At 66.2% G+C, this 13067-nt stretch carries 10 protein-coding genes; 7 read left to right on the forward strand and 3 right to left on the reverse strand.

The genetic code is table 11. The annotated features are described in order from the left end of the window. Positions 1 to 4 precede the first annotated feature (4 nt). Complete coding sequence (locus FZ025_RS22710; RefSeq protein ID WP_280117168.1) at positions 5 to 136, forward strand: hypothetical protein; 132 nt, start codon at positions 5 to 7, stop codon at positions 134 to 136. Positions 137 to 360: 224 nt separating this feature from the next. Here FZ025_RS22710 and FZ025_RS11150 read toward each other — a convergent pair whose 3' ends face one another. The 3 genes from FZ025_RS11150 to argE form a co-directional block, all read right to left on the reverse strand. Further along, entirely contained in the window at positions 361 to 2505 is a 2145-nt protein-coding gene (locus tag FZ025_RS11150; RefSeq protein WP_046977593.1) for a TonB-dependent siderophore receptor, read from the reverse strand. A gap of 253 nt (positions 2506 to 2758) precedes the next feature. Then, complete coding sequence (locus FZ025_RS11155) at positions 2759 to 4078, reverse strand: spinster family MFS transporter (protein ID WP_053057123.1); 1320 nt, start codon at positions 4076 to 4078, stop codon at positions 2759 to 2761. After that, on the reverse strand, positions 4075 to 5247 hold the full coding sequence (gene argE, locus FZ025_RS11160) for an acetylornithine deacetylase (RefSeq protein ID WP_046977624.1): 1173 nt from the start codon (positions 5245 to 5247) through the stop codon (positions 4075 to 4077). Before argE ends, FZ025_RS11155 begins: the two co-directional genes overlap by 4 nt. 402 nt (positions 5248 to 5649) lie before the next feature. Here argE and FZ025_RS11165 point away from each other — a divergent pair, with 402 nt between their 5' ends. The 6 genes from FZ025_RS11165 (at position 5650) to FZ025_RS11190 (ending at position 12843) form a co-directional block, all read left to right on the forward strand. Continuing rightward, on the forward strand, positions 5650 to 6597 hold the full coding sequence (locus FZ025_RS11165) for an alpha/beta hydrolase (RefSeq protein ID WP_146093536.1): 948 nt from the start codon (positions 5650 to 5652) through the stop codon (positions 6595 to 6597). A 215-nt stretch (positions 6598 to 6812) separates the two neighbouring features. Then, a complete protein-coding gene (locus FZ025_RS11170) occupies positions 6813 to 8285 on the forward strand; it encodes an APC family permease (protein ID WP_053057121.1) in 1473 nt (490 codons plus the stop codon). A 45-nt stretch (positions 8286 to 8330) separates the two neighbouring features. Further along, positions 8331 to 9779, forward strand: a complete 1449-nt coding sequence (locus FZ025_RS11175; RefSeq protein WP_046977590.1) for an amidase family protein — start codon at positions 8331 to 8333, stop codon at positions 9777 to 9779. A 29-nt stretch (positions 9780 to 9808) separates the two neighbouring features. Next, complete coding sequence (locus FZ025_RS11180) at positions 9809 to 11434, forward strand: alpha/beta hydrolase fold domain-containing protein (protein ID WP_053057120.1); 1626 nt, start codon at positions 9809 to 9811, stop codon at positions 11432 to 11434. Positions 11435 to 11554: 120 nt separating this feature from the next. Then, a complete protein-coding gene (locus tag FZ025_RS11185; RefSeq protein WP_046977589.1) occupies positions 11555 to 12535 on the forward strand; it encodes a polysaccharide deacetylase family protein in 981 nt (326 codons plus the stop codon). Between the two features lie 107 nt (positions 12536 to 12642). Further along, positions 12643 to 12843: a hypothetical protein gene (locus tag FZ025_RS11190; RefSeq protein WP_046977588.1), complete on the forward strand. Its 201-nt coding sequence runs from the start codon at positions 12643 to 12645 to the stop codon at positions 12841 to 12843. The last annotated feature ends 224 nt before the right edge of the window (positions 12844 to 13067 follow it).

Here is a 13067-nt window from a genome sequence, read left to right on the forward strand (position 1 = left end):
GACGATGAGCGAAACCCTTGGCGGACCCGACTTCGCGCTCTTTTCCTGCGGCAATGATGGCGGAACGAAGCGTGTCGGGAAAGGGTCGAACGTAACCGGTGCGCTGTCGGCGTTGCAGATTCCTGATTGGCCCTGAGCCTCCGCCAGTTTTCAGGCATTGGGCGCATACGGCGCTATTTGTCCGAAGCTTGCTATCGTTTCAGCCGCAGGCTCTGCCCGCGGGAGGTGCTGGCGCGACCTCCTGCAGCCAGGACGTGCTGCCAGCCTTGATGGTGGCCATTTGTGCGAGAGGCTCGCAATTTCCGTAGCTGAGGGTCAGGACGAATCAGGTGGCGCAATGGCCGGAGTTCACGGTCCAGCTCAGAAACGCCAGTTCAGGCTGAGGGCGTACTGACGCGGCGGGCCGTAGTAGCTGACCGAATACAGACTCTGGATGTACTTCTTGTCGGTGATGTTGCTGACGTTCGCACGCAGGGTGACATCGGGCCTGATGTCCCAGGCCACGAAGGCGTTGAGCAGGGTGTAGCTGCTCTGCCGCACCGGCACCGAGGTGACGTAACTCTCGAAGTTGGAGACTTCGCTTTGCCAGCGACCACCGGCACCGAACGACAGCGAAGGAATGCCCGGCAGGCGCGTGCTGAGCATCAGGTTCGCGGTCCTGCGCGGCACCCAGCGGTAGGTGTCGCTGCCGTCTTCGCCGTCCATCGTCAAGTGCGTGTAGCCCAGCAGCAGGTTGGTGCGCTCGCCGAGCTTGCCGGTCGCCTCGAACTCGAAGCCCTTGGAGTCGATATCGACGGGCCTGGAGTAGCCGTAGGCGTAGCCGTCCAGGAAGCGTGTTCCGACATAGGTGGCGAGCCCGTCCTGCTTGGCGCTGAACCAGGCCAGCGTGGTCAGCAGCCGCCGGTCCAGCCATTCGGCCTTGACGCCGATCTCGTAGTTGGTGCCCTTGCTCGGGTCGATGTAGATGCGGTCGTAGTCGACCGCGTCCTGCGGCTGGTAGATGTACGAGTAATTGGCATAACCGGTGATGCGATCGGTGAAGTCGAAGGTCACGCCGGCATACGGCGCTAGGTTGCGGTCGGTCTTGTCGGAGGCCGCACCGGTATTGTCGACGCTGTCGCGCTGGTACTCGGCCCAGTTGAAGCCGAGGATGGTCTTGAAGCGGTCGGTAAACGCCAGTCGGGTCGCACCGAATACGCGGGTCAGGCGCTGGTTCAAGGTGGTGTAGACGGTGCGATCGCCCCAGACCGGTTCCTCGATCGCATCGCCCGCGTAGGGGAAACCGGGAAGCGCTCCGAACTGCGGGCCGCTGGTATCGGTGGGGTTGTACCAATCGGTGCCCTCGCTCCGGGCCGTGCTCACGCCCAGCATTGCTTCCTGCTCGTGCCCGAACAATTCGAAACGGCCGTTGACGGTGATGTCGCCGATATGCGCCTTGGTCTCGTACGGGCTCTTGTAGGCCCAGCCGTACAGGCCGGTGTGGGTGACCGGATCCAGCCCGAACGAGTAGCCCATGAACAACTTGGAATCGTGGTCGTAGACGCGATAGTTGTACGACGCCTTCGCCTGCCAGCTGTCGCTGAGCCGATGCGTGTACTCGACGAACCCGGCCTGGGTGGTCGAGTTCCAATAGGTCCAGTCCTGCGTGGTCGAGGCGCTGCGGTCCCATTCGATCTGGTTGCCGTCGGTGTCGATGAAGCTCAGCGCGCCCCACATGTTGCCGCTGGTGTCGGCCTTCTGCCAGGAATAACCGAACGCCAGCGTGCCGTCCTCTCCGACCTGGCCGTCGATCACGCCGTAGAGGTAGGTGCGATCGCTCTCGAAGTCGCGCAGGTAGGAGTCGCTCTCCTCGCGTGCGATGACCACGCGGCCGGCCCAGGTGCCGTCGTCGTTGAATGGGGTCGAATAGTCGGCTTCGACGCGGCGGCGGTTTTCGGAGCCGAAAGTGATGCCGACCTGTCCCTGCGCCTGGTTGGTGGGTCGCTTGCGCACGTAGTTGATGGTGCCGGCCGCATTGCCCACGCCAGTCAGCAGGCCGTTCGCGCCGCGGATCACTTCCAGCTTCTCGAAGCCGAAGGCGTCCATCGCATTGGTGACCACGCCCCAGCCGTTCGGCAGGCCGACGCCGTCGATCTGCGTGTTCTTGATCTCGAAACCGCGCGACAGATACTGGGTCTGGTTGGTCGAAGTCTGCTCGACCTGGATGCCGGTGGCCAGGCGCAACGCGTCGTCGAGGCTGTCGGCGCCGAACTGCTGCATCTCCTCCTGGGTCACCACGCTGATCGACTGCGGGGTTTCCTTGACGTCCAGATCCAGGTTGGTGGCGCCGTTGCTCACGCGGCTGGCGCGTTGGCCGATGACCAGCATCCGGTCCAAGTCCTTGGCTTCCTCCTGGGAATCCGGCGCGTCGGCGCTCTGCGCGTGCGCGTGCACGGCAGCGAGCAGGCCCACCGCCAGCAAGGAGAGAGCGGGGAAACCTGGAGTGCGTTGACAAGAGGTGGTCATTGGGATTCCTGGCGGACGATGCGGGAAAAATGTCGAAACTGGACTGCAGGAAGACGTCGCTGGTCGCCAGCGCGAACGCAGCTGCGACTGGGCGTGCGGAGGTGATCGCGGCTGTAACATGCAAGCATGCAGCATGCGTCGTGCGAGCCTTTCCCCTCCGATGATTCCGTTCGGCGGCGCCGTTGCGCCTGCCCCCTTTACGATGAACCTGACGCAGCCCGCCCCGGATTGCTTGGCGGATCGGAGCAGGCCCTTATCCATTCGATGCCGGCGCCGCAGCGACGGCCTCGCGCGCGGCGAGGTCGCTGCGAAGATGCCGCGCCGCCATGACGAAGCCGAACACCGACACGGCTGATCCGGCCGTCGCGGCGAGCATGGCGTAGCGCAGGGCATCCTCACCTAGCATCGGCTTGCATAGATCGCTGGCGATACCGACGAACTGCGGACCTAGGCCCAGGCCGATGATGTTGTCGATCAGGATCAGGGTCGCGACTGCGGCCGCGCGGCTGCGCACCGGCACCAACCGCTGGACGATGGTGATCGTCGGACCGATGAACGCAGCGGTCAGCGACAGCGGGATGATGGCGGCCGCCAGTGCGATGCTCGTGTCCTGCGCAAGGAAGCAGATCGGCGTCAAGGGCAGCGGCGCCAGTGCCGCGATCGCGGGCACGTAGGAGTACCAGCGCTGGTCATTGCGTCCGAAGCGGTCGGCGAAGTGACCCGCCGCGTAGGTCGCCAGGCCGCCGCAGACGCCCATGATCAGCGCCATGGCGATACCGATTTCGCTGGTCGACATGCCATGGCTGCGCGCAAGAAAGAGTGGAAAGAAGCTACTCAGCGCGTACGCGGTGAAACAGGTCGAACAGGCGCCGAGCGCCGTGTACCGGAACGCGCGGCTCTGCCAAAGCTGTCGCATCACCATGTCGAAAGAAGGCGCTTCTTCTTGTGCTACCTCGGAATCGCTCGCGCCACGCTGCGGGTCGCGCACCGTCGCCGACAGCAACACTGCCAGCACCAAGCCAGGCAGGCCGGCGACGATGAATGCGACGCGCCAGCCCCAGGCCTGGGCGATCAGACCACCTGCGGCGAAGGCGACGAGCACACCCAGATTTGCGCCGGTGGCGTAGATGGCTTGCGCCCGCCCGCGCCTTTCCGGCGGATACAGGTCGGTGATCATCGTCTGCGAGGCGGGACCGGTACCGGCCTCGCCCACGCCGGTCAGAATGCGGGCCACGACCAGTTGCCAGAACTGCACCACGAGGCCGCAGGCGATCGTCATCGCCGAGAACAGGGCCAGCGACACCGCGATCAGCCGCCGACGATTGACCCTGTCGGCGAGCAAGGCCAGGGGGAGGCCCATCGTGGCGTAGAAGAAAGCGAAGGTCGGGCCCACGAGCAAACCCAGAAAGGTGTCCGACAGGCCGAACTCGGCCTTCACCTGGGGCAGCAGGATCGCCAGCACCTGACGATCGATGAAGTTCACCAGGTAGATCGAGGTCAGTACGCCGAGTATCCAGTTGCGACTGCCGACGATGCGGGGGCTGGCATTGGGATGGGCGTGGTGGCCGGTCACTGGCACGATTCTTCGATCAGGCGGTCCATGAACGATTCGCCCGCAGCGAGCTGGCTTAGCTCGAGGTACTCGTCCGGCTGGTGCGCCTGGGCGATCCAGCCCGGCCCGCAGATGACGGTGGGAAGGCCGGCGAGCTCGAACAATCCCGCTTCTGAAACATAGGAGGCCGCTTCGCTGTCGGAAGTGTCGGCCAGTCGCGACGCCAGCGCCAAGGCGGGTGCGTTGCCCTCTCCGGTCAGCGGCGGCACGTCGGACAGTATCTCGGTGGTGATGCCACAATCTGGGAAGCGTGCGCGGATGCCTGATTCAAGTTCCCGTGCATAGGCCCGAACCTCGTCGTAGACCGCCCGTGCCTCGTTCGGCGAAGCCGAACGGATATCCCAGACGAAGGCGCATTCCCTGGCCAGGATATTCGGTGCCGTACCGCCCTTGACCAGGCCGATGGTGACGGTGGTATGCGGCGGTTCGAAACCGTTGCCGGTGGCGGGGGTCGACGCCAGGCGGTCGGCGATCTCGACGATCCGCGACATCAGCCGCGTCGCGACGATGTTGGCACTGACGCCCAGATGGGTCTGGCTGGAATGCGCTTCGTGACCGAGCACCGTGGTGCGCAAGCCCATGATGCCCTTGTGCCGGTCGACGAGACGCATCCCGGTTGGTTCACCGACGATCACCACGCCTGGCCTGGGCACGCGGGCCATGAGCGCCTCGATCAACGAAGGCGCTCCGAGCAGACCAACCTCCTCGTCGTAGGACAGTGCGAAATGGATCGGCCGCTTGAGTCCGGCGGCCAGCATCGCCGGCACCCGCGACAGGCCGGCGGCGATGAAGCCTTTCATGTCTGCCGTGCCACGGCCGTACAGCCGTCTCTCGCGTTCGGATAGCGTCCAGGGATCGCTGTTCCAGTCCTGCCCATCGATCGGTACGACGTCGGTGTGGCTGGACAGCACAACTCCACCCGCGACCTCCGGACCGATTGAGAACAACAGGTTCGCCTTCCCGCCCTCGGTAGCGGCGATGCGCATCGAGCGCACACCCAGGCTGTCCAGCCATGTTTCGACCGCCTCGATCAGAGCAAGATTGGAATTGCGGGACGTCGTGTCGAACGCGACCAGCCGTGCGAGCCATTCGCGCGCGCTGGCAGGGTCGACGCAATTGGTGGTGGTCAAGGTCTGCCCTGTCACTGGAGAATCTCCCGAGACTAACGTCGCGGCGACGCAATGGACATGCCGATCTGGATGGCGACTTAGCCGAAACAGTCTTGGGCACGCACTAATGGCCGCTTCCGCGCAGGCTTCGTATGCCATCCGGGAGCCGGCCCGCATCCCGTCCCTCCGGCGAGTTCCCCCCCACTATCGAGCAGCGCGTTCGGCCAAGTCGGAGCGCGGGATGGCGAAGCTTCAAACCTTCGCCGCGGACAACATGCGATCGCCCAGGCCGAATCAGCGCCCTCCCCGCCTCCTGCATTGCAGTAGGGATTCGACGATCAACGGGAGGCGACGAGGTGCAGTGCGGCCAGGGCAGGACGACACCAAGGCTCGTTTCGCCTTGCCTTCGCGTAGGCTTCCAGCGTGAATGATGTTCTTTGGATCGACGAAAAGGAGCGCGCAATGGCTGAAGTGTGCAGGAAACTTGCCTGGATCGCCGCGACCATGATGGCCTTTTCCATACCCGCCACGCGAGCATGGGCCCTTCAGGCGCCACCACCCGCCGCGGCGTCGGCCACCACGCAGGGGTACACCCTGCCGTCGACGCAGGTCTGGGACCTGGCCGCCGCCAACGGCGAGGTGTATCGCATCTTCGTGTCCCTCCCCAGCGAAGGCGAAGCGCCCGAGGACGGGTACCCGGTGCTGTACGTGCTCGACGGCAACGCGTACTTTGGCTCGTTCGCGCAGGCACGGTGGGTCCAGGAATACCTGCCGATCGGCAAATCGATCATCGTCGGGGTCGGTTATCCCACCGATGACGCCTATGACGTGCGCCGCTTGAACGACTACACCGCGCCGCTGCTGGATCCGCCGCCACGGCAATGGCGCGAGCTGGCCAAGTACAAGAGCGGCGCACGCAAGCAGTTCCTCGATTTCATGACCGGCAAACTGCGCGCCGAGATCAGTCGCCGCTACCGGACCGATCCCGACCGCCATTCGCTGTTCGGCCACTCGCTGGGCGGCCTGTTTGCGCTCTATGCGCTCTACGAACGGCCGGAGGCCTTCCACTCGATCGTGGCTGCCAGCCCCTCCATGGAGTGGAACGAGCAGGGCATGCTCGAGGACGAGCGCGCGTTCACCGCCCGCTTGGCCAGCGGCAAGATCGGCAAGACCAGCCGGCTGATGGTGGTCGTCGGCGATCGTGACACCGATGACGATCCGGAGCCGGCGCGCGCGCTCGTTGACCGCCTGGACCTGCTCTCGGGGCACGGCCTGCGCGTTCGCCTGCGCCGTTATCCGGAAGAAGTACATGTCAGCGTGCCCGCGCGGTCGGTGACCGACGTGCTGCGCTTCGCGTTCGATATCCGCTGAGCCGCGACGATCCCCAGACCCCGCCCAGAGCTGCGCGGCGGCGCAGACGGGCCTGTTCGGCAAAGTCGGGGGGCGGGATGGCGAAGCATCGAATCTGCGTCGCGCACAGCATGAAAGCGACATGATCGATCAACAACGTCCCCTCCGCTCCTGCAAAAGCCTGCTGGCGTCGGCACTGTTGCCACGAAAGGGGGGGCCACATGGAGAGGTTCCAGATGACGACGCCTGCGCAACCAGACGGGAATTCCGGACTGCAGCTTCGGCTGGGATGGGGTGCGCTGCTGATCTTGGGCGTGGCCCAGATTCTGGGCGCCGGGGTCTATGTACTGATCGGCACCGCTGCGTCCCTGTATGCCGGGCCAGCGGTGACCCTTTCCTTCGTGATCGCGGGCGTCGCCTGTCTGCTGGTTGGCCTGTGCTATGCCGAATTGGCTTCCAGCGTGCCCGAATCGGGTTCGGCGTACAGCTACTGCAAGGTCACGCTGGGCACCGGTCCGGCCTGGGCATTGGGTTGGTTGCTGTTCCTGGAGTTCAGCGTGGCCGCATCGCTGCTGGCGGTCGGTTTTTCCGGCTACCTCGCCAGCCTGTTGGCAGACCTGGGACTGCTCCTCCCGGACGCGATCTCGACGCCTGCGATCCAGCTGCTGTCAGGCAGCGAAGGCAAGTCGCCGACCGTCAGTGGCCACGCCAACCTCGTCGCTGCGGGTGCGGTGCTGGCCGCGGGCGCAGTCGTCGCACTGGGCACCTCCCGCTCCTCGCTGGCCAACACCGCTCTGGTGCTCGTGAAAGTCCTCGTGCTGGTCAGTTTCATCGTCATCGGCGCGACTGCTGTCGATCCCGCCAACTGGTCGCCGTTCGTGCCACCCAACGAGGGCGGCTTCACCTACGGGTGGGAGGGCGTGGCGCGCGCAGCCGCGCTGCTGTTCTTCGCCTTCCTCGGCTTCGAGACCGTTTCCACAGCGGCGGCTGAAGCCCGCAACCCGCAGCGCGACGTGCCGATCGGGATCCTCGGTTCGCTGGCGATCTGCGCCACCTTGTACGTGTTGGCGGCAGTCGTGTTGACAGGGCTTGTGCCGTTCCGGGAACTCGATGTCCCCGATCCCATCGCGCTGGCCGCCGACCGCATCGGCTGGCCGCAGTTCGCGGTGGTGATCAAGGTCGGTGCTCTCGCCGGGCTGGCATCGGTGCTGCTGGCCAATGCCTTCGGGCATTCGCGTGTCTGCTACGCGATGTCCCGCGACGGCCTGCTGCCCGACGTGTTCAGCCGACTGCACCCCACCCGCAACAGCCCGTGGATCGCCAACCTGCTGTTGGCCGCGCTCGCTGCGATCAACGCAGCGCTGTTGCCCATCTCGGTGATGGCGGACCTGATCTCGTTCGGCGTGGCCTTCATGTTTGCGATCATGGCCATCAGCCTGATCCACATGCGCAGCACGCAACCCGAGCGACTGGGCCGTTTCAGGGTCCCGCTGGGTGGTATCCGCATAAGGGGCATCTGGTTCGGGGTAGTCCCGGTCGCGGCGATCATGATGAGTTTCGCGATGACGCTTCCGGTGGCGCTGGACATCGCGCAGCAGGCCCGTAAAGGCGAACTGCTCCCGGTCGCGATCCTGGGCTTCTATGCCGTGATCGGCGCGTTGCTCTATCGATTCTATGGCCGCGCCCGCGCATTGCGACGCAGCGCCTGACCCATCTTCCCTCGCTGCTGCCCTCCCACCTACGGAACCCACTGCATGTTCCGCAACAAACTCACGCGCGCAGATGCCTTCGCGATCGGTCGTCTCGACGCCCACGACCAGGCGGCCCTGGTACGTTCGGGCAGCCTCGATGCGACAGGCCTGGCGGAAGCGGCGATCCTACGCATCGAGGTGCTGGACCCGCAGTTGCAGGCGTTGAGCCACCGCGCGTTCGCGCTTGCGCGGCGCGAGGCTGCCGTGCTGGATGGCGCAAGGGGCGGCGCCGCGTCACCTAGCCCGATGGCGGGCGTGCCCTGGCTGCCGAAGGATTCATTGGATTACCCGGGCATGCCGACGCGGTCGGGCTCGCGCAGCCGCAGCGGCGTGCTGGTGGAACGCGCCTATCCCTACGTCGCGCGACTGGTCGCGCAGGGCCTGGTGGCGATCGGCAAATCGTCGATGCCCGAATTCGGGCTGCTCGCCTCCACCGAACCGCTGCAGGGTCCGTTGACACGCAATCCCTGGTCGTTGGCGCATTCGCCGGGGGGATCCAGCGGCGGTGCCGCTGCCGCGGTCGCCGCCGGCCTCGTCCCGTTCGCCCACGGCAGCGACGGCGGCGGCTCGATCCGCGTGCCCTCCTCGTGCTGCGGCGTGGTGGGCCTGAAGCCCGGCCGCGACAGCACGGTGAGGGTGCGCGGCCGGCACTTGGTCGAGGATCTGCTGGTGGCCGACTGCCTGCACTCGCGGAGCGTTCGCGATACCGCATGGGCATTCGCCGCGACCCATCTGCACCCGGGGCGCGCGACGGTGCACGGGCCTTCGCCGAGGCGCCTGCGGATCGCGATGATCGAGCACGGCCTGCGTGGCGCGGCGCCACACTCCGACGTGCGTGATGCCAGCACGCGCACCGCCGACCTGTGCACGCGGCTGGGCCATCGCGTAGAACGCGTCGACTGGCCGCTCGACGGTCATGCGACGCTGACTGCATTCGAGGACCTATGGTCGCACCTCGCTGCCGATGCGGTCGATGCAGCGACCGCAATGATCGGCGGGCGTCGCCTTGAAGATGCGGTGGAGCCGTGGACGCTGAGCCTGTCCGATCGCGCCAGGCGCCTGCCGCCGCAGATGTTGGAGTCGGCGTACCAGCAGATTGCGCGATTGCCGCGCCAGCTGGCCAGGTTCTTCGACAGCTACGACGTGGTCTTGACGCCGGTGGTGAGCGCGCCGCCACCGCCACTGGGAACTTTCGCGCCCGATGTCGCGATGGAAACGCTGATGGACGCGATGTTCGCGTGGATCGATTACACCCCGTTGCACAACATGGCAGGCACGCCGGCGATCTCGCTGCCGTTGTCCTTCGATTCTGCCGGCCTGCCCATCGGCAGCATGTTCGCGGCCGATCGCGGACAGGAAGATACCCTTCTTGCACTGGCCTACGAATTGGAGGCGGCGGTGCCTTGGGCCGCGCACTGGCCATCCCATTCCGTGGCCTCGGCCATCCCCTGAACCCCGCCCCTTCCCCGCACGCTAAGACCATGTCCAATCCTGCCTTGTTCCAGCCGCTCTCCCCGCATGACATCGCCGACCTCGTCGCCGCGCAACAGCTCGCGTGGATCGTTTCCGGTGCAGCCGGCGTGCTCTCGGCCACCCCGTTGCCCGTGCAGCTGGAATGCGACGCCGACGGCCATCCCCTTCGCCTGCTGGGGCACTTCGCCCGCAGCAATCCGCAATGGCGCGCCTTCGCCGAAGAGCCGCGCGCCACCGTGCTCCTGGTCGGTCCCCACGGATATGTCTCGCCGTCCTGGTTCAGAGACCGCACCCGCGCGCCGACCTGGAACTACGCCACCGCCGTGTTCGAAGTGGACGTCGAACTGCGCGACACCTCCGAAGACGCCAGCAGATTGCTGCATAGCCTGGTCGAAGACGTGGAGCGCGAGCGTCCTGGTGCATGGCGAATCGAGGAGCTCGGGGAACGGTATCGCCAGCTAAGCCAGGGGGTCGTCGGTTTCCACGCGAAGATCCGTAGCGTCCGCACTACGTTCAAGATGGGCCAGGACGAGCGCGACGACGTGTTCGACGACATCTTGCGCGGACTCTGGAACACGCGGCAGCACGATCTGGCTGCCTGGATGCGCCGCTTCGATGGCGGCCGTGGCGCCGATGCCACCGTCGCCATCGAGCCCCGTGCTAAGCCCCTCGACCCGGAGATCGCCCACTTCATCGACAGCGTGATCGCCGAGGGCCGACGCATCACCGCCGGCCGGACGCTGGACTGGCCAGCCCGGCGCGAGATCGTGGAGCAGGTGCGCCGGCCGTGGTGCGAAGGCGGTCCCATAATCGCGCGCACCGAGGAGATCTTTGCCGATACCCGCCACGGACCGGTCCGCCTGCGAATCCATGATCCTGCGCCGGGTGCCTCGAAGCCGACGCTCGGTTTCCTGCATGGTGGCGGCTGGGCCATGTTCAGCCTGGACACGCATGACCGCGTGATGCGAGAACTGGCTGCACGCGCCGGTGTGGCCGTGGTCGGTATCGACTATGCGTTGTCGCCAGAGGCGCGCTATCCGGTCGCGCTGGAACAGGTGGTTGATGTTGTTCGCTGGCTGCAGGCAAACGCTGCAAAGCATGGACTTGACGCAAGCCGGCTGGCGCTTGGGGGAGATTCCGCTGGCGGCAATCTAACCACCGGCGCGCTCCTCAAGTTGCGTGATGATGGCGAGGGAGGCCGCATCGCCGCGGCCCTGAACTACTACGCGGGCTATTCGCCGGATTGCTCGCCGCACTCGCGCCGCCGCTACGGCACCGACACGGACATGCTGAGCGCCGCCGAGATCGACACGTTCTGGAATCAGTACATCTCTCGATCAGCCGACCGCAACGATCCCTACGCGCATGGCCTGCTGGCTGACGTGGGGGGGCTGCCGCCCTTTTTCATCGGCGTCGGCGAATGTGACGTCCTCGCCGAGCAGAATCTGGCAATGGCCGGAAAGCTGCTCGCGTCTGGCGTTGGCGTTGAGGTAAAACTTTATCCGGGGGCACCGCACAGCTTTATCGAGGCGGTATCCGTATCTTCAATCGCTAGACAGGCGCTGGATGACGGAGCCGCCTTTCTGCGTCGGACCTTCAAGATCGGCCGCGCCCTCTCTGCGGTACGCGAATGAGCGTGTCGTCATCCCATCGGTTGGGCTGCGCCAGCGAATCGGCGTTGCTGTGCATCGCGGTGCGGGCATGCAAGCGGTCGCACCCGCTAGACTTGCCCGCTCCATGACCTGGCAAGGCCGATGAACCGCTATCGCCGCTTCGTGTTGCTGGCCCTGCTGGCCCTGCTGGCCGTCTTCGCTGCCGCGCAGGCGCAGCAGGCCGATCGCCGCATCGCCGTGACCATCGACGATCTGCCATGGCAACGCATGGGCAAGACCCCGGCCGCGCAGTTGCCGGCGTTCCATGCACAGCTGATGGCGGCGTTGCGGCAGGCGAACGTGCCCATCGTCGGCTTCGTCAACGAGGACAAGCTCGAACAGGACGGCCAGCTGCAGCCGCAACGCGTGGCGATGCTGCGCGACTGGCTGGACGCGGGCTACGAACTGGGCAACCACACCTACGGCCATGTGAACCTGCACGAGGTGGGATTGCCGGCCTACGAAGACGCCATCGTGCGCGGCGAGCGCAGCGTGCGGCCGCTGCTGGCCGAGTACGGGCAGCCATTGCGCTGGTTCCGCCATCCTTACCTGGCTACCGGGCGCAGCGATGTCGAGCGCGAGGCGGTGCTCGCCTTCGTCGCCGCGCGCGGCTACCGTATCGCGCCGGTCACCGTGGACAACGGCGAGTGGGTGTGGGCCTTCGCCTATGCGCGGGTGCTGGAGACCGAGCCGGCAGGCGCGGCGCGCGAGGCCACGCTGCTGCGGCTGCGCAAGGGCTATGTGCCGTACATGCTCAACAAGCTGGACTACTTCGAGGCGCAGTCGCAGCGGCTGTTCGGCCGCCGCATCGCGCAGGTGTGGTTGATGCATGCCAACGAGTTGAATGCCGTCGCGTTCCCGGAGCTGATCGCCGCCACGCGCCGCCGCGGCTATGCGTTCGTCACCCTGGACGAGGCGCTGCGCGATCCGGCCTACCGGCACGCCGAGGGCTATACCGGCCGCGGCGGCATCAGCTGGCTGCACCGCTGGGCCATGGCCGAGCACAAGCCCAAGGACGTCCATGCCGGCGAGCCGGCGGTGCCGGGCTGGGTGTTCGCATTGGCGGGAATCGAGTCGGAATAGGGTCCGGCAATCGGGAAAGACCTGGGCGCATCGACCGCGCGCGTCTTTCACTTTCCGGCGCAGCGCATTGCGGCACGATGCACACCTCTGTTGCCTGCGGCCATGCCATGCGCGCCTCCAAGACTCCACCCTGGAAGAAACCCACGCCGCGCGGCCAGCGCGCGCAGCCGTTGTCGCCTGCGCAAAAGGCCGCGGCACAGCAGCGTGCGGAAGAGAATGGGCGTCCGTATCCGAACCTGATCGACAATATGTGGGCGGTGCGGCAGCCGCGCGGTGATGGCGCGGCGGACGAAGCGGGGCAGGAATAGGCGTCGGCGTATGCATGCGGTTGCAGGCCATGGACTGAGTCCCGGCGTGCGACCTGCAGCAGCGGCGCCGTTCGATCTTGGGCCATCGGTCGCGACAGGCCCCTGCCGGCGACGCCGGTCGCGACCGATGGCCCGAGGCCACCCGGAGTCGCACACCATTGAAGAACGGCCCGGCCTGCGGATTGCCGAACACCGCGCGGGTCGCGCCGCCCGCATCCACGCCA

The sequence above is a fragment of the Xanthomonas hyacinthi genome, assembly GCF_009769165.1.
Classification (GTDB): Bacteria; Pseudomonadota; Gammaproteobacteria; order Xanthomonadales; family Xanthomonadaceae; genus Xanthomonas_A; species Xanthomonas_A hyacinthi.